Source organism: Micromonospora sp. NPDC050397 (genome assembly GCF_044901685.1).
In the GTDB taxonomy this organism is placed as follows: Bacteria; Actinomycetota; Actinomycetes; order Mycobacteriales; family Micromonosporaceae; genus Micromonospora_G.
Window position 1 is genome coordinate 345,532 of record NZ_JBJDPS010000005.1, and the last position, 26,082, is coordinate 371,613.

General features: G+C 70.6%; 20 protein-coding genes. 10 read left to right on the forward strand and 10 right to left on the reverse strand.

Annotated elements, in window-relative coordinates; translation table 11 throughout:
• Nucleotides 1-22: 22 nt before the first annotated feature.
• Nucleotides 23-406, forward strand: a complete 384-nt coding sequence (locus ACI2K4_RS20425; protein WP_404513272.1) for a phage holin family protein — start codon at nt 23-25, stop codon at nt 404-406.
• Nucleotides 407-574: 168 nt separating this feature from the next.
• Entirely contained in the window at nt 575-1,600 is a 1,026-nt protein-coding gene (fbaA, locus tag ACI2K4_RS20430; protein ID WP_404513273.1) for a class II fructose-bisphosphate aldolase, read from the forward strand.
• A gap of 77 nt (nt 1,601-1,677) precedes the next feature.
• Here the strand turns inward: fbaA and ACI2K4_RS20435 are convergent, their stop codons facing one another.
• Complete coding sequence (locus ACI2K4_RS20435) at nt 1,678-2,997, reverse strand: LOG family protein (protein WP_404513274.1); 1,320 nt, start codon at nt 2,995-2,997, stop codon at nt 1,678-1,680.
• A gap of 306 nt (nt 2,998-3,303) precedes the next feature.
• Here ACI2K4_RS20435 and ACI2K4_RS20440 point away from each other — a divergent pair, with 306 nt between their 5' ends.
• Nucleotides 3,304-3,732 carry a DUF3151 domain-containing protein gene (locus tag ACI2K4_RS20440; RefSeq protein ID WP_404513275.1) on the forward strand — a complete coding sequence of 143 codons (429 nt, stop codon included), beginning with the start codon at nt 3,304-3,306 and terminating at the stop codon, nt 3,730-3,732.
• Nucleotides 3,733-3,792: 60 nt separating this feature from the next.
• On the opposite strand, the gene ACI2K4_RS20445 is transcribed toward ACI2K4_RS20440, so the two are convergent.
• Nucleotides 3,793-5,994: a chromosome partitioning protein gene (locus ACI2K4_RS20445; protein WP_404513276.1), complete on the reverse strand. Its 2,202-nt coding sequence runs from the start codon at nt 5,992-5,994 to the stop codon at nt 3,793-3,795.
• A gap of 88 nt (nt 5,995-6,082) precedes the next feature.
• Nucleotides 6,083-7,084, reverse strand: coding sequence for a hypothetical protein (locus tag ACI2K4_RS20450; protein WP_404513277.1), 1,002 nt, complete (start codon nt 7,082-7,084; stop codon nt 6,083-6,085).
• A gap of 126 nt (nt 7,085-7,210) precedes the next feature.
• Here ACI2K4_RS20450 and ACI2K4_RS20455 point away from each other — a divergent pair, with 126 nt between their 5' ends.
• The 3 genes from ACI2K4_RS20455 (at nt 7,211) to ACI2K4_RS20465 (ending at nt 10,661) form a co-directional block, all read left to right on the forward strand.
• A complete protein-coding gene (locus ACI2K4_RS20455; RefSeq protein ID WP_404513278.1) occupies nt 7,211-8,497 on the forward strand; it encodes an adenylosuccinate synthase in 1,287 nt (428 codons plus the stop codon).
• A 117-nt stretch (nt 8,498-8,614) separates the two neighbouring features.
• Nucleotides 8,615-9,865 carry a phosphoribosylamine--glycine ligase gene (gene purD, locus ACI2K4_RS20460; protein WP_404513279.1) on the forward strand — a complete coding sequence of 417 codons (1,251 nt, stop codon included), beginning with the start codon at nt 8,615-8,617 and terminating at the stop codon, nt 9,863-9,865.
• Between the two features lie 121 nt (nt 9,866-9,986).
• Nucleotides 9,987-10,661 carry a hypothetical protein gene (locus ACI2K4_RS20465; protein ID WP_404513280.1) on the forward strand — a complete coding sequence of 225 codons (675 nt, stop codon included), beginning with the start codon at nt 9,987-9,989 and terminating at the stop codon, nt 10,659-10,661.
• Between the two features lie 129 nt (nt 10,662-10,790).
• On the opposite strand, the gene ACI2K4_RS20470 is transcribed toward ACI2K4_RS20465, so the two are convergent.
• From ACI2K4_RS20470 to ACI2K4_RS20485, 4 genes are all read right to left on the reverse strand, one after another.
• Entirely contained in the window at nt 10,791-12,035 is a 1,245-nt protein-coding gene (locus tag ACI2K4_RS20470) for a serine hydrolase domain-containing protein (protein ID WP_404513281.1), read from the reverse strand.
• A 146-nt stretch (nt 12,036-12,181) separates the two neighbouring features.
• Entirely contained in the window at nt 12,182-12,760 is a 579-nt protein-coding gene (locus ACI2K4_RS20475; RefSeq protein WP_404513282.1) for a hypothetical protein, read from the reverse strand.
• 42 nt (nt 12,761-12,802) lie between these two features.
• On the reverse strand, nt 12,803-14,017 hold the full coding sequence (locus ACI2K4_RS20480) for an acyl-CoA dehydrogenase family protein (protein WP_404513283.1): 1,215 nt from the start codon (nt 14,015-14,017) through the stop codon (nt 12,803-12,805).
• 81 nt (nt 14,018-14,098) lie between these two features.
• Nucleotides 14,099-14,554, reverse strand: coding sequence for an SCP2 sterol-binding domain-containing protein (locus ACI2K4_RS20485; RefSeq protein WP_404513284.1), 456 nt, complete (start codon nt 14,552-14,554; stop codon nt 14,099-14,101).
• A gap of 73 nt (nt 14,555-14,627) precedes the next feature.
• Between ACI2K4_RS20485 and ACI2K4_RS20490 the strand changes: the two genes are divergently transcribed.
• The gene (locus ACI2K4_RS20490; RefSeq protein WP_404513285.1) at nt 14,628-15,275 is read left to right on the forward strand and encodes a TetR/AcrR family transcriptional regulator; all 648 of its coding nucleotides are present in this window, start codon (nt 14,628-14,630) and stop codon (nt 15,273-15,275) included.
• Between the two features lie 122 nt (nt 15,276-15,397).
• Here the strand turns inward: ACI2K4_RS20490 and ACI2K4_RS20495 are convergent, their stop codons facing one another.
• Together ACI2K4_RS20495 and ACI2K4_RS20500 are read right to left on the reverse strand one after the other, a co-directional pair.
• Nucleotides 15,398-16,306 (reverse strand): MaoC/PaaZ C-terminal domain-containing protein, encoded by a 909-nt coding sequence (locus ACI2K4_RS20495; RefSeq protein ID WP_404513415.1) that lies wholly within the window; start codon nt 16,304-16,306, stop codon nt 15,398-15,400.
• Nucleotides 16,307-16,764: 458 nt separating this feature from the next.
• Entirely contained in the window at nt 16,765-18,300 is a 1,536-nt protein-coding gene (locus ACI2K4_RS20500; RefSeq protein WP_404513286.1) for a 3-oxoacyl-ACP reductase, read from the reverse strand.
• A gap of 57 nt (nt 18,301-18,357) precedes the next feature.
• On the opposite strand from ACI2K4_RS20500, the gene ACI2K4_RS20505 reads away from it, so the two are divergent.
• Nucleotides 18,358-19,680: an acetyl-CoA C-acetyltransferase gene (locus ACI2K4_RS20505; RefSeq protein WP_404513287.1), complete on the forward strand. Its 1,323-nt coding sequence runs from the start codon at nt 18,358-18,360 to the stop codon at nt 19,678-19,680.
• Between the two features lie 86 nt (nt 19,681-19,766).
• On the opposite strand, the gene ACI2K4_RS20510 is transcribed toward ACI2K4_RS20505, so the two are convergent.
• Nucleotides 19,767-22,109: a ricin-type beta-trefoil lectin domain protein gene (locus ACI2K4_RS20510; protein WP_404513288.1), complete on the reverse strand. Its 2,343-nt coding sequence runs from the start codon at nt 22,107-22,109 to the stop codon at nt 19,767-19,769.
• Nucleotides 22,110-22,399: 290 nt separating this feature from the next.
• Here ACI2K4_RS20510 and htpG point away from each other — a divergent pair, with 290 nt between their 5' ends.
• Both htpG and purB read left to right on the forward strand, forming a co-directional pair.
• A complete protein-coding gene (htpG, locus tag ACI2K4_RS20515; protein ID WP_404513289.1) occupies nt 22,400-24,325 on the forward strand; it encodes a molecular chaperone HtpG in 1,926 nt (641 codons plus the stop codon).
• 248 nt (nt 24,326-24,573) lie between these two features.
• Nucleotides 24,574-26,019: an adenylosuccinate lyase gene (gene purB, locus ACI2K4_RS20520; protein WP_404513290.1), complete on the forward strand. Its 1,446-nt coding sequence runs from the start codon at nt 24,574-24,576 to the stop codon at nt 26,017-26,019.
• Nucleotides 26,020-26,082 lie beyond the last annotated feature (63 nt).

Below are 26,082 nucleotides of genomic sequence, written 5' to 3' on the forward strand. Positions count from 1 at the left end.
CCGACGATGACACGATGGGCCCGTGGGCTACCTGATCCGGTTGGTGATCACCGCGGTCGCGCTCTGGGTCACCACCGCCCTGGTGCCCGGGATCGACGTGTCCGGCGAGTCGGCCGGCGAGAACGCGCTGACGCTGCTGGTGGTGGCGGTGATCTTCGGTGTGGTGAACATGGTGCTGAAGCCGATCATCCACGTCGTCGGTTGCGTGTTCTACGTACTCACCCTGGGACTGTTCGCGTTGGTCGTGAACGCGCTGCTCTTCCTGCTCACCGACTGGATCGCCGGTCAGTTCGACCTGCCGTTCCACGTGAACGGGTTCGGTGCGGCGTTCTGGGGAGGCATCGTGGTGGCGGTGGTCAGTTGGCTGATCAGCGTTGCCGTACCGGATCGGTTCGACCGTCGATGAGCGGGCCGCACCGGCGTCGATCCGGGTCGGTTCCGGGGCGTCGATCCGGGTCGGTTGTGTCGGGAAGGGTGTCCTGCGGGATACTGCCCGCGAAGGACAGCGCGGTCCGGCGCGTACACGTGAGACAGCGGCCGTAGCGGCCGAAGTGGTTAGTAAGGAGCGTTCGACATGCCCATTGCTTCCCCCGAGGTCTACGCGGAGATGCTGGACCGCGCCAAGGCGGGCAGGTTCGCTTATCCCGCGATCAACGTGACGTCCTCGCAGACGCTCAACGCCGCGCTGCGCGGGTTCGCGGACGCGGAGAGCGACGGCATCATCCAGGTCTCCACCGGTGGCGCCGAATACCTCTCCGGCCCCTCGATCAAGGACATGGTCGGCGGTTCGGTCGCGTTCGCGCTCTTCGCCACGGAGGTGGCCAAGAAGTACGGCGTCAACATCGCGCTGCACACCGACCACTGCCCGAAGAACAAGCTCGACGGCTTCGTCCGTCCGTTGATGGCGCTCTCCAAGGAGCGGGTGGCGCGGGGTGAGGCGCCGCTGTTCCAGTCGCACATGTGGGACGGCTCCGCCGTGCCGGTGGCGGAGAACCTGGAGATCGCCTCCGAGCTGCTGGACGAGGCCGCGGCCGCGCACGTCGTGCTCGAGATCGAGGTCGGCGTCGTCGGCGGCGAGGAGGACGGGGTCGAGGGCGCGATCGACGACAAGCTCTACACCACGGTCTCCGACGGCCTCCAGATGGTCGAGGCGCTCGGGCTCGGCGAGAAGGGCCGCTACATGGCGGCGCTGACCTTCGGCAACGTGCACGGCGTCTACAAGCCGGGCAACGTCAAGCTCCGCCCGGAGATCCTCAACGAGATCCAGCAGGCGGTCGGCGCCAAGTACGGCAAGGACAAGCCGCTCAGCCTGGTCTTCCACGGCGGCTCCGGCTCGCTGCTGGAGGAGATCCGGGAAGCGCTGGACTACGGCGTGGTGAAGATGAACATCGACACCGACACCCAGTACGCGTTCAGCCGCCCGGTCGCGGACCACATGTTCCGCAACTACGACGGCGTGCTCAAGGTGGACGGCGAGGTCGGCAACAAGAAGATGTACGACCCGCGCGTCTGGGGCAAGCAGGCCGAGGCCGGTCTTGCCCAGCGTGTGGTCGAGGCGTGCGAGCATCTCCGCTCCACCGGCACCACCCTCGCCCGCTGACCCACCGGTAACCGTTTGTCGCCGTACCAGGGCCGGTCCCCGCGATCAGGGGCCGGCTCTGGTGCCGTTCCGACCGGTCAGTCGCCGACGAGCAGGCGTACCGCCTCGTGCACGTCGTCGGTCAGGTGGATCGAGTCGGTGAGGTCACCGAACGGCGTGAGCGTGAAGAGCGGACGCAGCAGCGACTCGATCGGCAGTGTCTCGGTCCAGAACGCGCGGTCGAGGAAGACGTACGCGCCGCTCGCCCCATCGGTGCCGTAGAAGGTCTTGGTCGCGGCCTGGAACACCTCCTGGACCGTGCCGGCCCGGCCGGCGGCGAAGACGATCCCGCCCCGGGCCAGCCGCAACAGGGTGTCCTCGCGGAGGGCGTTCGAGAAGTACTTGGCGATCCGGCCGGCGAAGAGGTTCGCCGGCTCGTGGCCGTACAACCAGGTCGGGATGGAGAGGCCGCCCCGCCGCGCCCAGCCGACCGTGTCGGCCACGACGGCGTCGGCGCCGCCGGCACGCTGCGCGGGCGGCAAACCGTTGGTCGTGCCGTCGGCCGGCGGCGTCGTCCCGTTGCCGGTGGGCGGCGTCGCGCCGAGGTTGGTGGTCGACGCCGGCCCGTCCGGGCCCGGACCGAACTCGGTCCGCACCCGCACCGCCGCCGCCGTGTACGGGTCGTGGTCGGCGAAGTCGGGTGCGGTGGCGAGCAGGTCGATGGCGGCGGCCAGCTCCTCCGGCGTGCGACCGGAGAGGTACGCGCCGAGGTTCGCCGCCTCCATCACCCCCGGCCCGCCACCGGTCACCACCAGCCGGTCCGCCCGCGCCAGCTCCCAGCCGAGGGTGGCCGCGAGCCGGTACGCCGGGGTGCCGCGCGGCACCGCGTGGCCCCCCATCACGCCGATCACCGATCCGGGTCCGTGCACCGCCAGCCAGCTCCGGGTCGTGTCGGCGAGCGCGTTGTCCACACCGTGGTCGTGCATCCGCTGGGCGAGCGCCTCGCGTACCGGGGGCAGCGCGCCGCCGTTGGTCCGGAAATGCTCGTACACCAGCGTGTCGAACATGCCGGCGAACCCGGCGGTGGCAAAGCCGTCGACCAGGTCCTCCGGGGTGTAGAGCCGGGGCGGCTGGGTCGAGTAGGGCAGATCGGCGAAGGGCGGCAGGACGTGGGCGCCCCGGCGGATCAGGTCCGCCTCGACCTGTCGGGAGGCGAAGCGGCAACCGACGAAGAGGGTGTCGGTCAGCTCGACGAGGCCGAGGTCGGGCACCGGTTCGGTGTCGAGCCGCAGCCCTTGCACGGTCAGCCCGGCGAGGCTGCCGGTGCTCAGGTGTCGGTCGAGTTCGGCACGGGACTCGACCTCGGAATCGGCGGTGTCGTCCGGTCCGAGCAGGTGGGTCGAAGGTGACGTGGGCACCACGCCATCCTCCTCCGTACCCCCGGAACCCGCTCGAAGGGTGGGGCCGGTACGGCGGAGGCCCGCGACCACGGCCGGCCGGTACGGCGGAGGACTGTGACGACGGCCGGCCGGTACGGCGAGAGCCCGGTGACCGAGGTCACCGGGCTCTCCTTACCGGGTCCTGGGGAGGCTCCGGACTTATATTTCTAGTCGAGTGGACGACTGTCCGCACCGGCCGCACGCGTGACCAAACCATCAGCCTTTCAGTCAGCGCAGGGGCATCCCGCCTCGCAGCCGCCCAGGTCGGGCAGGTTCAATGGGCCGATGCAGAGTCTGTTGCCGGAACCGCCGGCCACCCTCCTCCCCGGCGACGACGCCGCCGAGGCGGCCCTGGCCGAGGCCATCGAGGCCGACACCGACGAGGCGTACGCCTCCGTCGCCGCACGTTTCCCGACCTCCAGCGCGGCCTGGGGGGCGTTGGGCTCGCGAGCACTCGCCTCCGGTCAGGTCGTCACCGCCTACGCGTACGCGCGTACCGGCTACCACCGGGGACTGGACCAGCTTCGCCGTAACGGCTGGAAGGGCCACGGCCCGGTGCCCTGGTCCCACGGCCCCAACCAGGGCTTTCTCCGCTGCCTGCACGTGTTGTCCCGGGCCGCCGGCGAGATCGGCGAGTCGGACGAGGCCGCGCGCTGTGCCCAGTTCCTGCGGGACTGCGACCCGGAGGCGGGCGACGCCCTCGCCGGTAGCTGACCGGCCCCACCCTTCACCTGTTCCTTCCCGCCCCGGCCCACCGGGGCGGGAAGGAGCCGGTCACAGCCCCTCGGCCACCGCCGCCGCGATCTTCAACCAGGCGTCTCGGCTCGCGGCGGAGAGCTGGCCGTAGCGGATCGGCTCGCCGGTGTCGATCAGACGCTCGTACGGCGCGAGCAGGACCGCCCGGGTCCGGGCGGCGAAGTGCCGCTGGATCGCGGGCAGGTCGATCTCCTTCCGGGACGGTGGCATGGAGACCACCGTCACCGCCTGCCGGACCAGCCGCTGCCGACCGCTCTGTTCGAGGTGGTCGAGCATCCGGGCGGCGGTCTCGGCCGAGTCGTTCCGGGCCGACATGGTGACCAGGAGCTGGTCGGTGGCGTCGATCGCGGCCTGCCAGTTCTGGGCCCGTACGTTGTTCCCGGTGTCCACGAAGATCAGCTTGTAGAAACGGCTCACCACCTCGCGGATCTCCGCGAAGGCGGTGGCGGTCAGCATCTCGCCACCGGTCGCCGACTCGTCCGAGGCGAGTACGTCGAACATCCCCTCGCCCTGGGACCGGACGTACTGCGACAGGTCGCCGACCCGGCCGTGGGACACCTGGAACTGCCCCAGGTCACGCAACAGGTCGCGGACCGTACGCGAGTGGAAATCCTGTTGGGCGCGCATCCCCAGGGTGCCCTGGGTCTCGTTGTTGTCCCAGGCCAGCACGTACCCGCCGCGCTTCTGCCCGAAGGTCATGGCGAGCAGCAGGATGGCGACCGTCTTGCCCGCCCCGCCCTTCGGGTTGACCACGGTAACCTGGCGCAGCCCGCCGAAGTTCCGGCGGACCATCTCGATGTCCTGCCGGATCTCCTGCTCGTGCCGCCCCGGCGCGAGCCGGACCAGCCCGAGTGTGCTCCGGTTGACCGCTGCCCGTACCCCCATCGTCGCGATCGGGTCGGCCGGACGACTCGCCCGGCGGCGGGCGAACTCCTCCGCGGTCGGGGTGGACCCGTCGGGGGTCCACACCGGTTCCGGGTAGCTGGGCGTCGGCGGCACCCGGGTCACCCCGTCGGCCTCCCGGTAGGGCTGTCCGGGCACCCCGGCAACACCGGGGTAGACCTCGGGCCGGGGGTGACGGGCGCCGACCGGTGGCTGCGGCCCGGTCGGCGGGGCCTGCTCAAACTCGGGTACGCCGGACGCCTGCGCGTATCCGGTCGGCGCGGGAACCTGTGCGTACCCGGTCGCGCCCCGAGCCTGCGCCGGTCCGCTCCCGCCGGGCGTCCCGGCCGGCGGGCCGTATCCGCCCGCACCGGTGCCGGGCTGGTCCGGGACCGCCGGTGGCACCTGCGGATGGTTCCGTACGTCCGGTGCGGCCGACGGATGGCTCGGACCGGCCGGCGTGTCCTCGGTCTGTTGGCCGGTATCGGTCCGGTAGTCGGCCTCGGGTCGGTGGCCGGTATCGGTCTGGTGGCCGGTATCGGTCCGGTAGTCGGCCTCGGGTCGGTGGCCGGTATCGGTCTGGTGGCCCGGTTCGGTCTGGTGGCCGGGCTCGGGCTGGTGGACGGGTTCGGGCTGGTGGCCGGACTTGTGGTTGGGCCCGGATTGGCGGTGCTCGGCCGGCGGACGCTGCGGTGGCTGTGCCCAGGGCGACTCGGGCGCCGTGGCCCAGGCCGTCCGTGCCCGCGTCCCGGCGGTCGAGTCCGTGCCAAGCCCGCCGTTCAGCAGGCTCTCCAGGGTGAAGGGCGCATCGAGACCGACCGGCGGAGTAGCCGATCCGCGCGCCACGCCGGGTGCGGTGGCTCCGGTCGCGGCGCGGGGGGCCCAGGGGTCGGCGTCGCCCGGCTCTGGCCCGCTTACCGGCGGCTGCGACGGGGAACCCGGGTTGGCCGGTGGTGCGGGCTGGGCCGGCGGTGCGGGCTGGGCCGGCGGCGGCTGGGTGGGCGCCGGCACCTGCTGCTGCGGCGGAGTTGTCGGTGGCGTGGGTGCCACGGGCGGGTAGGCGACGCCACCCCACGCGACGTCCGCGCCCGGCCCCGGTGCCGGCGAGCCGCCAGGTGCCGCCGGCCCGCCAGAGGATGCCGGCCCGCCAGGGGTCGCCGTGCCTCCGGCGTCGGGCCCGGTCGGAGCGGCACGTCCGGTCGGAGACCCGGCTCCGGGCGCGCTGCCGGGCTGCTGCGGCTCGGCGACGATCTCGTCCGGCGGCCAGAACGGCTCGACGTCGCGGGGCGTCGGCCCCTGACCCGGCGCGTAGTACCGATCCGGCTGGTCGTCCACCACGGTCAACTCCCCCCTGCTCCGCCCGAGGATATGCCGGCGAAGCGGCATGAGCCCGGCACCGAGCCCGGCTGGTGGTCGACGTACGAGGTCAGCGGCCGTATACCGCCCATGCGCCGGGCTCGATCCACCAGGAACGCTTGCGGCCGAGCTCACCGCTGACACCGTCGTCCACGTACGGCAGGTTGCCGTCACGGGGCACGACCGCGACCGCGCGTCCCCGCGCCCGGCGCACCTCGATGCGTACCTTCTTTCGGCCCCAACGTGGACCCGCGAGCACCGGGACCGCCACCGCGACCTCGATCACGCCGTTGTCGGGGTCGGCCTCGGTCAGCAGCGGCAGCCCGGCGAGTTGGGCGTAGCCCCGACCGTTGCCGATCGCGCAGGCGAGTACGGGATCGTCCCCGCTGGTCAGGATGGTGTCGTCCACCTCGACCCGGCCGCGCCACGGCAGGGTCCGGCCGTTGTCGTCGGCGTGTGCGAGCAACACCCCGTCCAGGGTGACCGAGCTGCCGTCGTTGCGGAGCAGGTCGAGCCGCCGAACCGGGCCGTCGAGCAGCGCGGCGGCGACCTCGGCGGGATCCCGGGGCAGGCCGAGCTGCCCGACCAGGTCGGTCGGGGCCGGGTCACCACCTCGGCCACGCCCGGCCGGGTCGAGCGGCAGCAGGGCGATCGGCGGCAGGTCGGGCACGGTCCGGTTGCCGGCGAGGTCGGCCGGTCGGCGACTCGGCGGTGGGGCGTACCGGCGGACCATTCGGCGGATCACAGCGCGTAACTGTCCGTCACTCGCGGTGGCGACGACCAGGCGGGTCTTGCTGTCCTGCTCGGGCCAGGTGAGCCCGTCCGGGCGGGCCGGCGCGTCGAACCGGGAAAGCACCTCGTCGATCTCGGCGTCCGAGTGGGCGGTGACCGTCTCCACCCGGGCGCCCCGGGCCGTCAGCGCGTCCGCGCAGGTCAGGACCGGTACGCGAGGGGTGTCGTTGCAGCTTTCGCCGGCACCCTCGGCGGCTGAGCCACAGCAGCCGTCGCCGCCGCCACAGCCGGCGGAACTGTCCCGGCCCGAACCGAGGGTGAGTAGCACCACGTCGTACACGGGCGGTGGCCTCCTGCCTGTCTCCCCGGCCACTACCGGCGGGGCTGTCACTTCTTGTTAATCTGACACCTCGGGCTCGCCACGCGGTCGCCACCTGGCACCCGAGCCCCTCGAAGGCGGGTTGAGATGCCAGCGATCGTGCTCATCGGGGCGCAGTGGGGCGACGAGGGCAAAGGCAAGGTTACCGACCTGCTCGGCGAGCAGGTCGACTACGTCGTCCGTTACTCCGGCGGCAACAACGCCGGTCACACCGTGATCACCCCGGACGGGCAGAAGTATGCACTGCACCTGATGCCGTCCGGCGCACTCTCGCCGAACGCGATGATCGTGATCGGCAACGGGGTGGTGGTCGATCCCAAGGTGCTGCTCGACGAGATCGACGGTCTGGCCGAGCGGGGTGTAGACGTCTCCCGGCTGCGGATCTCCGGCGACGCGCACCTGATCATGCCGCACCACCGGGCGCTCGACCGGGTGGTCGAGCGTTACCTCGGCTCGGCCCGGATCGGCACCACCGGCCGAGGCATCGGCCCGGCGTACGGCGACAAGGTCGCCCGGATGGGGATCCGACTCCAGGATCTGCTCGACCCGGGCATCCTGCGCAAGAAGCTGGAACTCGCGCTCCGCGAGAAGAACCAGATGCTGTTCAAGGTCTACAACCGCAAGGCGCTGGACGTCGACGCGGTGACCGAGGAATACCTGGAGTACGCGAAGCGGCTGCGGCCGTACATCGCCGAGACCCGGACGATCCTCTGGGACGCGCTGGACCGGGGCGAGACCGTGCTGCTCGAAGGTGCCCAGGCGACCATGCTCGACATGGACCACGGCACGTACCCGTTCGTGACCTCGTCGAACCCGACGGCGGGCGGGGCCTGCGTGGGTGCGGGCATCCCGCCGACCGCGATCACGAAGGTGATCGGGGTGACGAAGGCGTACACCACCCGGGTCGGTGCCGGACCCTTCCCGACCGAGCTGCACGACGACAACGGCACGCACCTGCGCAAGGTCGGCGTCGAGTACGGCACCACCACTGGCCGCGAACGCCGTACCGGCTGGTTCGACGCCGTGGTCGCCCGGTACGCGACCCGCCTCAACGGCATCACCGACCTGGTCGTCACGAAGCTCGACGTGCTCACCGGGCTGGAGAAGGTGCCGATCTGCGTCGGCTACGAGATCGACGGCGAGCGGTTCGACGACATGCCGATGACGCAGACCGGGTTCCACCACGCCATTCCGATCTACGAGGAGCACGACGGCTGGTGGGAGGACATCACCAAGGCGCGTACGGAGGCTGAGCTGCCGGAGAACGCCCGCCGCTACATCGCCCGGATCGAGGAACTCTGTGGCACCCGGGTCAGCGTCGTGGGCGTGGGTCCCGGCCGCGACGAGAACGTGGTCCGCCACCCCCTCCTCTAACCCCCCTCGCGTAACCCCCCTCGCGGGTGGGCTGGGCGGGGGACTTCTTCGTTGCGTCTGGGGGAGCGGCGGTTGCCGATCGGGGGCGAGCTGGGGGTACGCGTAGGATCGGATGTCGTGCGCGTACTTCTTATCGGCAGTGGTGGGCGGGAGCATGCGCTCGCACTCGGGCTGGCCGCTGATCCGTCCGTCGAGCAACTTGTCGCCGCGCCGGGCAATCCGGGCATCGCGAGCGTGGCCGAGCTCCGGGCGGTGGACGCGGTCGATCCGGCGGCGGTCGCCGGGCTCGCGGTGGAGATCGGTGCCGACCTGGTCGTGATCGGCCCGGAGGCGCCGCTGGTGGCGGGGGTCGCCGACGCGGTCCGGGCCAAGGGCATCGCGGTCTTCGGCCCGAGTGGCGCGGCGGCCCAGATCGAGGGCTCCAAGGCGTTCGCCAAGGAGATCATGACGGTCGCCGGGGTGCCCACGGCGCGCGCCTACAGCTGCACCGACCCCGCCGAGGTGGCGCGCGCGCTGGACGAGTTCGGTCCGCCGTACGTGGTGAAGGACGACGGACTGGCCGCCGGCAAGGGCGTGGTGGTGACCGAGGACCGGGCACACGCGCTCGCGCACGCCGCCCAGTGCGAGCGGGTGGTGGTCGAGGAGTATCTTGCCGGACCCGAGGTCTCCCTGTTCGTGGTGACCGACGGCGAGACCGCGCTGCCGCTGCTGCCGGCACAGGATTTCAAGCGGGTGGGCGACGGCGACACCGGCCCGAACACCGGCGGCATGGGCGCGTACGCGCCGCTGCCGTGGACGTCGCCGGACCTGGTCGACGACGTGATGGCCCGGGTGGTCGAGCCGACCCTGACCGAGATGCGGCGTCGGGGCACACCGTTCGCCGGTCTGCTCTACGTCGGGCTGGCGATCACCTCCGGCGGGCCGAAGGTGATCGAGTTCAACGCGCGGTTCGGGGATCCGGAGACGCAGGTCGTACTCGCGCTGCTGGAGACTCCGCTGGCCGGGCTGCTGCACGCGGCCGCGACCGGGACGTTGGCCGCGCATCCGCCGTTGGACTGGCGACCCGGTGCCGGCGTCGCGGTGGTGCTCGCCTCGGCCGGTTACCCCGAGGCGGCCCGCACCGGGGACGTGATCACCGGTGCCGACCGACCCGGCATCATCCACGCCGGCACCGCGCGCCGGGACAGCGACGGTGCCTTGATCTCCGCCGGGGGCCGGGTTCTGGCCGGTACGGCGGTCGGCCCTGATCTGGAGGTCGCGCGGGACGCGGCGTACGCCCTGATCGAGGGGATCGAGTTGGCCGGCTCCCATCATCGGCGTGACATCGCCCTGGCCGCGATCGAAGGTCGGATCAGGCCCCCTCGCTAGCACCACACTCCCCGGCACGTAACGGCACGAACGAATGATCCGTTCGTCCGGTCCGCTCCTTACGTTGGACTCGACGCCCGGCCGGGCCACGGCCGGGGCGAGTTCGCCGCAGGGAGCGACCATGAACACGATCGTGGGCAGCCGGTACGCCGGGCAGCGTACCGGCGAGCAGTCCCCCGCTCCGGTCAGTCGCCAGGTAAGCCGCCGGCAGCCCGAACGGGTGCTGCTAGCGCTGCTCGTACCCGTGTTGGCGCTCTCCACGGTGGCCTGCGCGTCACCCGACCGCGCGCCGGGACGATCCACCGGCGGGGTCGAAGCCGCCGCCGATCCCGGCACCGCCACCGCGTCGGTCCCACCCACCGCCGCCCCGGGCTCCGGCACCGACACCGGGCCCACCGCCGCCCCCGCAGGTCAGCCGGGCAACCCGCCCGGTCAGCCCGCCGCCCCCGGCAATGCCGGTCCGGGAGTGTCGACGCCGCCACTGCGAATCGTGCACTTCCGGATCACCCAGAAGCCCACCTGTCCGCAGGGAGGATCGGAGTTCCCGGTGGAGGCGTTCCCGCTGATCCTGGAGTGGGACGTCATCGGCGTGACCACGATCGAGTTGTCGGTGGACGGTCCGGGCCGGTACGGCACCTACCCCGCGCGGGGTACGGAGAGCTTCGCCTTCTCCTGTGGCGGCACCCCGGGCAGCACCGAGAACCACACCTACAAGCTCACGGCGAAGCATGGCACGTACAGCGACAGCCGGACCGTCACCGGCAGCGCCACCGTTTACGACCTGGCCGGCGGTTGACCATCGCGACCGGCAAACGCCCGGTCACCAGCGCCGTTGACCATGAAGTTATCGCAGACATGCCCGTGCTCGGACCGCGATAACTTCATGGTCAACGGCTTTTGGGGTTCGTTCAGACTGCGGTCGGGGTCAGAGTTGGGTTAGGGCGGCGTTGACGATGGCGGCGCTGACGCTGGTCTGGTCGCCGCCCTTGGCGTCGGTCGAGGTGATCGAGAAGGCGATCCGGAAGGTTCCGTCCCGGGTGGCCGCGATGGCGCTTGAGTAGCCGTACCGGGAACCGCTCTTGACCCAGAGCGTCGCGCCGCCGGGCAGCGCGAGCGCGGTCAGGCCGGCGCTGTAGACCGCCCGGTTGCCGTCGAGGTCGTCGACCTGCGGAAGGGTGAACATCTCGTCGAGCTGGGCGGCCGGGAGCAGCCGGCCGCCGAACAGCGCCGCAGAGAAGCGGTCCAGGTCGGCCAGGGTGGAGATGATGTCGCCGGAGGCCGGGGTGATCGACTGGTTCCAGTTGGTCACGTCGACCAGCTCGGTCCGCCCGTCGCGGACCACCACCTGGTAACCGTGGGCGTGCGGGCCGCGGATGGTCGGGTCGTTCCCGGGTACGGAGGTGTCCCGCATCCCGAGCGGCCGGAAGATCCGTTCCCGCATCTCGTGGGCGTACGAGTGCCCGGTGACCTTCTCGATCAGCATGCCGGCCACGATGTAGCCCATGTTGGTGTACTGCTGCTTCGAGCCGGGTGGGGTGAACACGGGCTTGTTGCGCAGCGCCTCTCGGACGATCCGTTCCTGGGTCCAGCGGTCGTACCGGTGGTCGAGCGCCCACTCGATGTCGTCCGGCAACGTCGGGCTCGGCAGGCCGCCCGTGTGGTTCAGCAGCATCCGTACGGTCAGCGAGTCGTAGTCGGCGGTCAGCAGGCCGGGGAGGTAGCGGCGTACCGGGGCGTCCAGGTCGACCCGGCGCTCGGCGGCCAGTTGCAGCACGACGGTGGCGGTGAAGACCTTGGTGACACTGCCGACCCGGAACCGGGCGTCGGCCGGCACCGCCGCGTGCGTACGGATGTCCGCCTCCCCGGCGGCGCCGGTCCAGCAGCCGGACGGGGTGGTCAACCGGAGCTGGGCGCTGGTCGCCTCGGCGCTCGGCAGGCCGGCGATGGCCGCCGCGAGCCCACTGCCGTCGAGCGTTCCCGCCGGACAGGGCAGCGACGGGTGCCCGGCCGACGGGTGTGCGGCCGACGGGTGTGCGGCCGACGGATGTGCGCCGGTTGCGGGGTGTGCGTCGGATGCGAACACCGGGGCCGAGCTGCCGACCATGCCGACGGTGAGCGTCGCTGTCAGGAACAGGGCAAGGGTGCCGGTGCGGCGACGGGTCATCTTCATACGACCGAGCCTTCCGGCGGCCGGCCGGTGAATCATCAGGGTCGCGACCCTCGCCTTACCCGGAGCAGTGCCTTACGGGGGAAAGGCACGGGTCCGTCCACACCGCGAATCCGGTGTGGACGGACCCGTCGAACCGTCTGCCGGGATCAGCGGCTCTGGAGCGCGTCCAGGCCGATCGCCATGGCGATCACCAGGCGGCGGTCGAGTTGCGGGTTCTGCACCTCGATGACGTACCGGTCGCGCAGGCCCCACTTCTTGACCACGGAGAACGCCGGCTGGTCGCCGATCAGGAAATCGAAGTGGTACGGCAGCCAGCTCAGCGAGTCGACGAAGCGCCGCAGCAGCGCGACCGGCATGCTCCGCTCCTGACCCCGGGCGGGAGCGAGACCGGGCTGCTCGACGATCCAGGTGGAGCGGAGCAGCGACGCCTTGAAATCCTTGCGGAACAGGCCGATGTTGTTGCCCGCCGCGTCGGTGATGTCGTACGTCGCACCGAGGTCCAGCCGCTGCCGGGCCTTGAAGCCGAGCACCGGCTGCTGCTTGGTGTCGTCGGTGTAGAGCGTGACCTGCTCCTTGAACGCCATCCGCTTCTGCTGGGCGAACGCCAGCAACTCGCCCTCGGCCCCGTCCGGCGCGACGGTGCGCACCTCGTACTGGTTCACCATCAGACGCAGTCGCTGCTTGACGTAGAACTGCTGCTGACTCTGAATTTGATCGACGCTCATCCGACTATCCTCGTTCTGGCGAAAGGGAAACAGAGAGGGCGGTCAGCGGATCGGCGATCCGGAGAGGGCCCGGGCGATGACCATACGCTGGATCTCCGACGTTCCTTCGAAAATTGTGTAGATCTTCGCGTCCCGGTACCACCGTTCCACGGGATGATCACGGAGGAATCCGGCACCGCCGAGGATCTGCACCGCTTTTTCGGTCACCGAAACGGCCACCTCGCCGGCCTTGAGTTTTGCCATCGAGCCCTCGCCCGCCAGGAAGGGACGGTTGTTCCGACCCATCCAGGCGGCCCGCCACACCAGCAGCCGGGCGGCGTCGATCTCCGTACGCATGTCGGCCAGCGCGAAGGCGACCGCCTGGTGTTCGACGATCGGCCGACCGAACTGGACCCGCTCTCCGGCGTAGGAGAGGGCGTACTCGTACGCGGCGCGGGCGACGCCGAGCGCCTGCGCGCCGACCGTCGGCCGGGACAGTTCGAACGTACGCATGGCGGCCTGGCCACTGGAGCGTCGACCGTTGCGGGCCCGGTCGAGCCGTTCCAGCAGCCGCTCCCGACCACCGAGCAGGCAACGGCCGGGTAGACGTACGTCGTCCAGGAAGACGTCGGCGGTGTGTGAGGCGCGGAGCCCGAGCTTGCGCAGTTTCCTGGTCGCGTGCAGTCCGGTGGTGCCGGGCGGCACGACAAACGCGGCCTGGCCCCGGGAGCCGAGGTCAGGTTCGACCGTCGCCGTCACCACGTGCACCCCGGCGATGCCACCGTTGGTCGCGTACGCCTTCTGCCCGGTCAGCACCCACTCGTCGGCGGCCTCGTCGTAGCGCGCCCGGGTGCGGATCGCCGCCACGTCCGAGCCTGCCTCGGGCTCGGTGCTGCAGAACGCGGCGACCGCCGGTTCGTCGACCGAGCCGTAACACTGGGGAACCCACTCGACGAGCTGCTCCGGGGTGCCGGTGCCGTAGATCGCGGCGACGGCGAGCGAGGTGCCGAAGATGCCGAGCCCGATGCCGGCGTCGCCCCAGAAGAGTTCCTCGCTCGCGATCGGCAGGCTGAGCCCGGTCGGGTCGGCCCAGCAGTTGGCGACAAACTCGAAGCCGTACAGGCCGATTTTTGCCGCCTCCTGGATGACCGGCCACGGGGTCTCCTCGCGGGCGTCCCACTCGGCGGCGGCCGGGCGCACGACCTCTTCCGCGAAGCCGTGCACCCAGTCGCGGAGATCGCGCTGTTCCTCGTTCAGGTCGAGCGAGAACTCACTCATGCCGCCGCCCGGTCACGCCCGCCGTGATCCCCGCCAGTGCGAGCCCTGCCGCCGTGATCCCCGCCGACGCGGTCACGTGGGTCAGGCCTTGGGGATGTCGAAGAGGTTGGCGATGTTGGAGGCCAGGCTCAGGTCGCCCTTTGCCTTCAGCTTGCCGGTCATGAACATCATCACCGGGTTCGCCCCGCCCGACACGACCTTGATGAACTCCACCGGCCCGAGGGTGAGGGCGAGCTTCGGGTCGTGGGCCGGGGTGCCGCCGGTGACGGTGCAGGCGCCGTCGGCGATGACCACCTCGTACGTGTCGACGCCACCGTCGGCGCGCTCGGAGATGTTCCAGTGGATGACCGTGTTGGTGGCACCGGCACGGTCGGCCCGGAACAGCGTCGGCATCCGGTTGAAGATCTCGTCCAGGATCGGGCCCCGCTGGTCGCTCTTCATGAGCGCGGTGATCTCCGCTTCCGGAGTGGACTTCACGAGCTGGGCGAACTGCTTCGGGTCCAGGGACGTGAACTTGGCCGGGTCGAAGTCGCTCATGGGGTTGCACCTTCCGGAGGAGACCAGGGTTACTGAGGCGTAACCTTACGCACGAGTAGGTATGCTCGCAAGGATGTCCAGCGCCCCCACCTTCAAACGGCTACCCCGTGCCGTACGCGAGCAGCAGATGCTCGACGCGGCCGTCCGGGTCTTCTCCCGACGCGGCTTCCACACTGCCAGCATGGACGAGATCGCCGAGGACGCGGGCATCTCGAAGCCGATGGTCTACGCGTACCTCGGCACCAAGGAGACACTCTTTGTCGCCTGCCTGCACCGCGAGGGCACCCGGATGATGGAGGCGATCGTCGGCGCGGTCGGCGCGGAACTCTCCCCGGACGAGCAGCTCTGGCGTGGCCTGCGGGCCTTCTTCGGATTTGTCGGCGCACACCGCGACGGCTGGACTGTCCTCTACCGGCAGGCGCGCGGCGAGCAGCGGTTCGCCGACGAACTGGCTGCGATGCGTACCCGGGTGGTCGAGGTGGTCGCCACCCTGCTGCGCCGCAACCTGCCAACCGAGACGCCCGACGTCCGTCCGGTCCGCGACACCGACCTGGAGGTGATGGCGTACGCCCTGGTCGGCGCGGCGGAGTCACTCGCCGACTGGCTCGCCGACCACCCTAACGAGGATCCCGAACGCCTGGCCACCCGCCTCATGAACGCCACCTGGCTCGGCGCCGGCCACCTCCGCCTAGGCCACCTCTGGCACCCACCTTCGGTGTAAGGAAGGGCCCCTTGTTATCGCTTTTTGTATAGGAAGGGCCCCTTCCTAACCACCGTCCGGCGGCGCGGCGCGGCGGCGGGGTGGGGTGGGGTGGGAGTAGCGGGGTGGTGGGGTGGCTTGGGTCAGCGGAGGGTGCCGGTCAGGTGGGGGTGGGTCGAGTCCGCGTCGTACAGGGCGAAATCCCAGGCTGGGGAGGCGCTGAAGCTGACCGCGCCGGAGAGTGGGATCGGCAGCTTGAACTGGACCTCGACCGTGTACGCCTCCGGCAGCCGTCCCTCCAGGGCGGCCAGGCAGCGGGCCTTGCTCCACATACCGTGCGCGATCGGCTGCGGGTAGCCGAGCAGTCGCGCCCCGAGCCGGGAGGTGTGGATCGGGTTCCGGTCACCGGAGACCCGGGCGTAGGACGTACCCACCCGTGGGGTGAGGCGCCACCGGCCGGTGGCGGCCGGCGGCTCCGGGCGGTCACCCGGCTCGTGCCGCTCACCCGCCGTCGTGCCCGGCTCCCGACGCAGGTACGTCGACACCTCGTGCCAGACCGGCTCACCCTGGACCGAGATCGTGGTTAGTATCTCGAACTGCCGCCCGCGCCGGTGTGGCCGAAGCTCGTCGGCACGGACCGACAGGTCGAGCGGTTCGCTCGCGTCGACCGGGCGCAGCAGGGTGATCCGGTTCGCGATGTGCACCAGCCCGAGCAGCGGGAACGGGAACTCCGGCGCGCTCATCAGCCGCATTGTGAGCGGAAAGGCGAGCACGTGCGGATAGGTCGCCGGCAGACGGTCGGTGAGCCGGAAACCACAAACCCGGTCGTACGCGGCCACGTGCCCCCGGTCGACGGTCACGCCGCGTAGCCGCAGCTCGGTGTCGGGCAGCACCGCACCCGCGTCCGGTGCGACGGATCCGCCCGTCCGACGCCGACCGGGTAGCAGCGAGGCGATCGCCCGCCGGTACAGCGGGCCGGTCGCCGGCATGCCGGTCAACTCGACCACCTCGGCGCGTCCGGCCGGTACGGTCGTCTCGGCGGACCCCATCAGGCTGTCCAGTGTGACCATCGTCCCGTCCGCGCTGCCCGCGACGACCAGGTCCCCGTCGACCATGCCGCGACCGGCCAGATCGTGACCAGCTACGCCGTGACCAGCCGCATCGTGATCGGCCGTACCGTGACCGGCGATGTCCTCGCCGGGCGGCGCGAACCACATCGTGTCGTCCGCCGTCCTGAGCCGGACCGTCGCGTCGGGGTCGGCGTCCCGGAGCGCGTTGTCGGGGTTGGCGACCCGGGCAGTCTCGTCGGTGGTGTGGATCCGGACCGTGTCGTCGGGGTCGGTAGCGCGGTCGGTGTTGTCGGTGGTGTCGATCCGGTCGGTGTTGTCGGTGGTGTGGATCCGGTCGGTGTCGTCGGGGTCGGTAGCGCGGTCGGTGTTGTCGGTGGTGTCGATCCGGACCGTGTCGTCGTCGGTACGGCGGGCGGTGGCGTCGCCGTCGGCGTTGGACATCATGCTCCCAGCAGGCTCTGGCCGCAGACGCGGACGATGTTGCCGGTGACACCGGCGGAGGTCGGGGCGGCGAACCAGGCGATGGTCTCGGCCACGTCGACCGGCAGTCCGCCCTGCGCCATGCTGTTGAGGCGCCGGCCGGCCTCACGCAACCCGACCGGCATTCTCGCCGTCATGCGAGTTTCGATGAACCCGGGTGCGACCGCGTTCACCGTGATGCCGCGCTCGGCGAGCACCGGGGTCATCGACTGCACCAGCCCGATCACGCCCGCCTTCGCCGTGGCGTAGTTCGTCTGGCCCCGGTTGCCGGCGATGCCCGCGATCGAGGAGACGCTGATCAGCCGACCGCCGGCCGGGATCAGGTCACGGTAGAGCAGCAGGTCGTTGATCCGTTCTTGACTGGACAGGTTCACCGCCAGGACCGAGTCCCAGCCGGTGGCGTCCATCCGGGCGATGGTCCGGTCCCGGGTGATGCCCGCGTTGTGTACCACGATGTCCACCCGGCCGTAGCGGTCGCCGAGTTGGTCGGCGAGCCGGGTCGGCGCGTCGGGCGCGGTCAGGTCGAGCTGTACGGCCGTACCCCGGATGTCGTTCGCCACCTCGGCGAGCAGGTCTCCGACGGCCGGTACGTCGAGTGCGACGACGTGCGCCCCGTCCCGGGCGAGCACCTGGGCCACCGCCGTTCCGATGCCCCGAGCGGCACCTGTGACCAGGGCAACCTTGCCGGCGAGCGGCCGTTCCCAGTCGATCCGATCCTGGTTGCCGTGGTCGCCGATGCCCGGCTCGCCGATCCGGATCACCTGGCCGGAGACGTACGCCGACCGGCCGGAGAGCAGGAACCGCAGGGTGGACTCGATCGCCGTCTCGGCGGCCCGGTGCACGTACACGAGCTGGGCGGTGATGCCGCGCCGGAACTCCTTGCCGATGCTGCGGGTCAGCCCCTCCAGGGCACGCTGGGCGGTGGCCTCGCGCGGTGCGTCGCACGCCTCCGGCGGGGTGCCGAGCACGATCACCCGACCGCTGTGGTCTACCGACCGGGCGTGGGCGTGGAAGAAGTCGTAGAGCGGACGCAGGCCGGTCGAGTCGGTGATCCCGGTGGCGTCGTAGACCAGGGCCGCCGGACGCACCACACCGGTCGCCTCGTAGCTGGTCGGCTCGGCGACTCCGGCCCCGGTCGCCGTCGTTCCCGGTAGCACGCCGACCGCTGACGCCGGTGGCGCGGACCCGGGCGCCGACGCAGGCGCAGACGAGGGCGGGGACGAGTGCGCCGACGCAGGCGCGGACGAGTGCGGGGACGAGGGCGAGGACGGAGGCGGGATCGTGGCTTCGGCGAGTTCTACACCGGCCGAGGCGAGCAGTTTGGCGACCGGCTCACGCAGCCGTCCACCGGGGGCGGCGTCGAGCAGCACCGGGCCGGGTACGAGAGGATCACCGGGCCGGTACCGGCGCAGCCGGGGCGGATCGGGCAGGCCGAGTCGCTTGACGAGGGCGCGGCCGGCACCGGAGTTCGCGAAGCTCGCGTACCTGTCACTCATAGGCGTAGCCTACTGGCGAGTAGGTTAGGCGCAAGCCCTGAACTAGGAGGCGGCAACGTGGAGACCGTACGTCGCGTCGCGGTGGTGGGGGGCAATCGGACCCCGTTCGCCCGCTCCAACGGCCGTTACGCCGATGCCTCCAACCAGGACATGCTCACTGCGGCGCTGGACGGACTGGTAGCCCGGTTCGGGCTGGCCGGTCAGCGCCTCGGCGAGGTGGTCGCCGGTGCGGTGCTCAAGCACTCCCGGGATTTCAACCTGACCCGCGAGGTGGTGCTCGGCTCCCGGCTCGACCCGCGCACCCCCGCCTTCGACCTCCAGCAGGCGTGTGGCACCGGGCTGGAGGCGGCGATCCTGGTCGCCAACAAAATCGCACTGGGACAGATCGAGGTCGGCGTCGCCGGTGGTGTGGACACGACATCGGATGCCCCGCTCGCGGTCAACGAGGAGTTCCGCCGCACCCTGTTGAAGCTCAATTCTTCGCGTACGGTCAGCGCCCGGCTGCGGGCAGCGGCCCGGCTCCGGCCACACCAGCCGTTCCTGCCGGAGACGCCGCGCAACGCGGAACCGCGTACCGGGTTGTCGATGGGCGACCACGCGGCGATCACCGCGCTGCGCTGGGGCATCGACCGGCAGTCCCAGGACGCGCTCGCGCTCGCCTCGCACCAGCGGCTCGCCGCCGCGTACGAGCGCGGCTTCTTCGACGACCTGGTCACCCCCTACCTCGGGCTGACCAGGGACGCGAACCTGCGACTGGACACCTCGATGGAAAAGCTGGCCTCCCTGCCGCCGGTCTACGGCACCCGGGGACCGGGTCGGGCGGGTGCCACCATGACCGCCGGCAACTCCTCCCCGCTCACCGACGGCGCCTCCACCGTGCTGCTCGCCTCCGAGGAGTGGGCCGCCAGCCACCACGTGCCGGTGCTGGCGTACCTGACCTTCTCCGAGGTCGCCGCGGTCGATTTTGTGCACGGTGAGGAGGGACTGCTGATGGCCCCGGTGTACGCGGTGCCCCGGATGCTGGCCCGGGCCGGGCTGAGCCTCACCGACTTCGACTACTACGAGATTCACGAGGCGTTCGCGTCGCAGGTGCTGGCCACGCTGGCGGCCTGGGAGTCGGCCGAGTTCTGCAAGGAGCGGCTGGGACTGGACGGGCCGCTCGGCACGATCGACCGGTCCAGGCTGAACGTGAACGGCTCCTCGCTCGCCGCCGGGCACCCGTTCGCGGCGACCGGCGGTCGGATCGTCGCCACGCTGGCCAAGCTCCTAGCCGAGGACGCCCGCGAGTCGGCCGGTGGCTCCGCCGCCCGTCCCCGCCGGGGCCTCATCTCCATCTGCGCCTCCGGCGGCCAGGGCGTGGTGGCCATCCTCGAACGCTGATCATCCGTCGTACACATGTTCTATCCACAGGCTGTGGATAGAACATGTGTACGATGATCGCCGACACGGTACGGGGCCGGTCACGGTCAGCGTCGGGTCCACTTCTGGTTGGGCGTGGTGTCGTGGCAGGCGTACTGCTGGATCAGCGCGCCGTTGGCGTTGCTCAGGCCCGTCACGTCGAGGCAGCGGCCGCTGTGCTCGTTCACCAACTGCTGCTTGTCGTTCAACCTGAAGTGCTGCGCCGGGGTGTTGTTGCAGGTGGTTAGCTGGACCGCCGCCCCGTTGTCGCTCGACGCGCCGAGCACGTCCATGCACCGGCCGAGCAGGCTGATGCTCCCGTCGGACTCGAAGGTCCAGCTCTGGCTCCGGACACCGGCGGCGCCACAGTCCCAGATCCGCAGTCGGACCGGGTCGGGTGAATCCGGGTTGGCGACGTCGAGGCAGCGCCCGCTCGCCGTCCCGACGAGTTGGTAGCGGGGCGGCCCGGCCGGGGTGCTGGGCATGACCGGCACGTTCGAACTCGGCGTCGGGCGCTCCGGCGTGCCGCTCGCCCCCGGCGCCGACGCCGGGCGGAAGCCGGCGACAACCCGCTCGAACGCCTGCGCGTCGGCGGTCCCACCGGACTCCGGTGCCGCCCAGAGAATCGAGTATCCCCGCTGCCTCGCGGTGACAAAGGTGCGCTGGCGTACGTGGACCAGCCCGTCGGCGTCCGTGGTGTACGTCCACTCCCACTCGGCGGCACTCAGGAAGTAGTCCACCCCCACCAGCGCGATCCGCCGGTAGCCCTGGAACTGCCCGCCCGCCGGTCGGGTCCGTTCCCGGTCGGTCAGCTCGGCCAACGGGTCCGGCTTCGGGGAGGTGGTCTGCGTGATCGTCAGGAGCCGTGGCCCGTCCGGTTCCTGGAACTCGAGCCGGGAACCGTCCCGGCGGAGCTTCCACCCCTGCGGTACCGGCACGACAAATCCACTGCTGTCCCGGTGGCTGGACCAGGTGAGGGTGGGCGGAGCCGGATCGGTCGAGGGAGTCGGGGACGGGGAGTCGGTGCCGATGGGGGTGGTGCCCGGCTCGGTCGAACCGGTGTCGACCGCCTCCGAGTGTTCCCGACCGAGCAGTGGTACGCCGACCGCGACACCGATCAGGAGCAGGGCGGTGAAGACGCCGACCAGCAGCGCGGGGCGGGGCCTCCTGGACGGGGACCCCGGCTCGTCCCGGCCGCCCGGGTCCGGGACGACCGTCGGCCCGGCGTTCGTGGCGGCGGCTGGAGTGGGAGCCGCGTTCGTGGCGGCGGCTGGAGTGGGAGCCGCGTTCGTGGCGGCGGCTGGAGTGGGAGCCGGGTTCGTGGCGGTGACTGGAGTGGGAGCCGGGTTCGTGGCGGTGACCGGAGTCGGGACCGGTGCGGGTGCCGGGGCGGGTGCGGCCTCCGACGCCGCCGGGACCACGAAGGCGACCGCCGGCCTGGGGCGGGTGGTGTCGGTGGTCGCGTCGGCACGATCGGTCGTATCGGCTTGACCAGCCGTCGGGGCGTTGTCCAGTGCCTCCCGGACCACCTGGAGCAGCATCCGTTCGGCGGTCTCGACGGTGATGCGTACGGCCGGGTCCTTGCGGAGCAGGCCCTCCAACACCGGGGCGAGCGGACCGGCGTGCTCGGCCACCGGCGGCGGCTCGGTCACGAGCGCGGTGAGGCTCATCAGACTGGACGGCCGGGCGTACGGCGAGCGCCCCTCGACGGCAGCGTAGAGCGTGGCGCCGAGCGACCAGAGGTCTCCCTCCGGACCGACGATGCCCGACATCGCCCGCTCCGGCGAGACGTACGCGGGCGAGCCGAGGACCACGCCGGGGGAGGTCAGGCTCGTGTCCTCGACGGCGGTGGCCAACCCGAAGTCGGTGAGCACGATCCGGTCGTCCTCGCCGAGCAGGACGTTCGCCGGTTTCACGTCACGATGCATGATCCCGGCCCGGTGGGCTGCCCGCAGCGCGCCGAGCACGCCCAGCCCGATCTCGGCCGCCCGCAGGGGGGAGACCGGCCCGTGCATCGTGATCGTCTCGTGCAGGGACCTGGAGGGTACGTACTCCATCACGATCCAGGGCTCGCCGCCGCTGGTCAGCACGTCGAAGACGCGTACCGCGTTGGGGTGGCTGAGCCGGGCGATCGCCCTCGCCTCGCGCAGCGACCGTACCCGTAGATCCTCGCGTTCCTCGTCGGTCAGGCCGGGTGGCGGGACGATCTCCTTGACGGCCACGTCGCGTTGCAGCATCTCGTCCCGGGCTCGCCATACCCGGCCCATTCCGCCCTGACCAATTCGCTCTATCAGAACGTACCGATCAGTAATATGGCGTGGTAGTATCTCGCCCATTCCGCAAACGGTACCTGCATGATCAATCCGTGGATCCTGGCAGGCGATGCCGCCTGTTCGCCCCCATTTGTTCATCGCGTGGTCGTGTTTGTTCCGTCACGTTCGGCGTCGCCTCGCCTTCGGTGCAACTCGCGTGTCTGATGAATCCGAAAAATCGCACTTGCGGACAGGAAAGTGATTTCTGTCGCTGGTTTCGGACCGATGGCCCCCGTCGGGGCGGATGTGTCCACAGCGGAGTCCGCCGCCCGGCTGATCGACGGCGGTTCGTCCGTGACGCCCGCCGTGTCGGCCGTGGTGCCCCGGTGGAGATCGTGACGAGGGTCGTACGATCCGTTGAGAAGTTCCGTGACTGGAAAAGGGGTTCCATGAGCACCGGCGTCGAAACTCTCGAGTTCCAGGCCGAGGCGCGCCAGCTCTTGCAGTTGATGATCCACTCGATCTATTCGAACAAGGACATCTTCCTGCGCGAGCTGATCTCCAACGCCTCCGACGCGTTGGACAAGCTGCGGCTGGAGTCGCTGGTCGACAAGGATCTGTCGGCCGACACCACCGACCTGCACATCGAGATCGAGGTCGATCGGGAGCAGCGGACGCTGACCGTACGGGACAACGGCATCGGCATGTCCCGGGACGAGGTCGTGGGGCTGATCGGCACGATCGCGAAGTCCGGCACGGCCGAGCTGCTGCGGCAGATGAAGGAGTCGAAGGACGCCGCCGCGTCGCAGGACCTGATCGGTCAGTTCGGCGTCGGCTTCTACTCGACCTTCATGGTGGCCGACAAGGTGACGCTGGTCAGTCGCCGGGCGGGCGAGGAGACCGGCACCCGCTGGGAGTCGAGCGGATCGGGGACGTACACGATCGAGCCGGTCGCGGACGCGGCCCAGGGCACCGCCGTCACCGTGCACCTCAAGCCGGAGGACGCGGACGACCAGCTCTTCGACTACACCGCCGAGTGGAAAATCAAGGAGCTGGTCAAGCGCTACTCCGACTTCATCGCCTGGCCGATCCGGATGACGGTGGAGCGGCCGGCGGTCGAGGGTGAGTCCGAGGGCGCGACGGAGACCGAGGTCACCACGCTCAACTCGATGAAGGCGCTCTGGGCGCGCCCGCGCAGCGAGGTCGGCGACGAGGAGTACAAGGAGTTCTACCGGCACATCAGCCGGGACTGGAACGACCCGCTAGAGATCATCCACATGAAGGGCGAGGGCACCTTCGAGTACGAGGCGCTGCTCTTCATCCCCTCCCAGGCCCCGTTCGACCTGTTCACCCGGGACGCCAAGCTGGGCATCCAGCTCTACGTCAAGCGGGTGTTCATCATGGACGACTGCCAGGCGCTCATGCCCGAGTACCTGCGCTTCGTCAAGGGTGTGGTCGACGCCCAGGACCTCTCGCTGAACATCTCGCGGGAGATCCTCCAGCAGGACCGGCAGATCCAGCTCATGCGTCGCCGGCTGGTCAAGAAGGTGCTGTCGACGGTGAAGGAGCTGATGTCCTCCGACGCCGACCGCTACCGCACCTTCTGGCAGGAGTTCGGTCGGGCGGTCAAGGAGGGGCTGCTCAACGACTTCGACAACCAGCGCGCCATCCTCGACATCTCCTCGTTCGCCTCGACCGAGGACCCGGAGAAGCTGGTCACCCTCGAGCAGTACGTCGAGCGGATGAAGGAGGGGCAGTCGGACATCTACTACATGACCGGCGAGTCCCGCTCGATGATTGAGAACTCCCCGCACATGGAGGCATTCCACGCCAAGGGCTACGAGGTGCTCCTGTTGACCGATCCGGTCGACGAGATGTGGGTGGAGGCGGTCTCGGCGTACGAGGGCAAGCAGTTGCGGTCGATCGCCAAGGGGCAGGTCGACCTCGACACCGAGCAGGAGAAGGAGGAGGAGGGCTCCGACCGTGACCAGCAGAAGGAGGAGTTCGCTCCGCTGCTGTCCTGGCTGACCGAGAAGCTCGGCGAGCAGGTCAAGGAGGTGCGGCTCTCCTCCCGCCTCACCACCTCCCCGGCCATCCTGGTTGGCGACGCGCAGGACATGACGCCGACGCTGGAACGGATGTACCGGGCGATGGGCCAGGAGCTGCCCAAGATCAAGCGAATCCTGGAGCTGAATCCGACCCACTCCCTGGTCACCGGGCTGCGCAAGGCCCACGAGCAGCGCGCCGACGATCCGGCCATCGCCGAGACCGCCGAGCTGCTCTACGGCACCGCGCTGCTCGCCGAGGGTGGCGAGCTTGCCGACCCGGCCCGTTTCGCCCGCCTCCTGGCCGACCGCCTGGCCCGCACCCTCTGACCCCTCCCTTCCAGCCGCCCCGCGTTCCCCTCCCGCCGGGGGCACCCGTGTGGCGATTGATCATGAAGTTAGCGCCGACCCCGAGCCCGGGGTCGGCGCTAACTTCATGATCCACGCCTCTTCTCCAGCCACCCGTCGGGTTCTTCAGGAATTTGTCGGGTTCTTCAGCCACCTGTCGAGGTGGTGGGCGAGGGTGGCGCGGTGGGCTGGGTTCGGGGGGTGACCTGCGGTGCGGGAGAATGAGGTACGTGACGCAGAGCAGCCAGAGTCGCCCGCAGGTTCCCAACGTGCTCGCCGGCCGGTACGCCTCGACCGAGCTGGTCCAGCTCTGGTCGCCGGAGGAGAAGATCCGGATGGAACGGCGGCTTTGGCTCGCCGTACTCCGGGCCCAGCGGGACCTCGGCGTGCCCCTGCCGGACGGTGTGGTCGAGGCGTACGATCGGGTGCTCGACCAGGTCGACCTGGAGTCGATCTCGGCCCGTGAGCGGGTCACCCGGCACGACGTCAAGGCGCGGATCGAGGAGTTCAGCGCGCTGGCCGGGCACGAGCACGTGCACAAGGGCATGACCTCCCGGGACCTGACCGAGAACGTCGAGCAGCTTCAGATCCGGGCCTCGCTCGAACTGGTCCGGGACCGGGTGGTGGCCACCCTGGCCCGGCTGGCCCGGCTCGCGGTCGAGCACTCCGACCTGGTGATGACCGGCCGTTCGCACAACGTCGCGGCGCAGGCGACCACGCTGGGCAAGCGGTTCGCCTCGGCCGCCGAGGAACTGCTGATCGGTTACGAGCGGCTGAGCGACCTGATCGACCGCTACCCGCTGCGGGGCATCAAGGGGCCGGTCGGCACCGCCGCCGACCAGCTCGACCTCTTCGACGGCGACGACGAGCGCCTCGCCGAGTTGGAGCGGCGGGTCGCCGGGCACCTCGGCTTCCGCCGGGTGCTGGACAGCGTCGGTCAGGTCTACCCGCGCTCGCTCGACTTCGACGTGCTGGCCGCGCTGGCCCAGACCGCGGCGGCGCCCTCGTCGCTGGCGACCACGATCCGGCTGATGGTCGGCCAGGAACTGGTCACCGAGGGCTTCCGCCCCGGTCAGGTCGGTTCCAGCGCGATGCCGCACAAGATGAACACCCGGTCCAGCGAGCGGGTCAACGGCCTGGCCGTGGTGATCCGGGGCTACCTGTCGATGGTCGGGGAGCTCGCCGGTGACCAGTGGAACGAGGGCGACGTCTCCTGCTCGGTGGTTCGCCGGGTGGCGCTGCCGGACGCGTTCTTCGCCGCCGACGGCCTGTTCCAGACCTTCCTCACCGTGCTCGACGAGTTCGGGGCGTACCCGGCGGTGATCGCCCGTGAACTGGACCGGTACCTGCCCTTCCTGGCCACCACCAAGCTGCTGGTCGCGGCCGTGCGCCGGGGCGTGGGTCGGGAGACCGCCCACGAGGTGATCAAGGAGCACGCGGTCGCGGTCGCTCTCGCCATGCGGGAGAAGGGTACGACCGAGAACGACCTGTTCGACCGGCTCGCCGCCGACGGCCGGCTGGGCCTGACCCGGGCGGAGATCGACGCGCTGGTCGCCGACCGGGCCGCCTTCGCGGGAGCGGCACCGGCCCAGGTGCGGGCGGTCGCCGACCGCGTGGCCCAGGTGGTCGCCACCCACCCCGAAGCCGCCACCTACCACCCCGCCCCCATCCTCTAGGTGTAAGGAAGGGCCCCTTGTTATCGCTTTTTGTATAGGAAGGGGCCCTTCCTAACGGCGGGG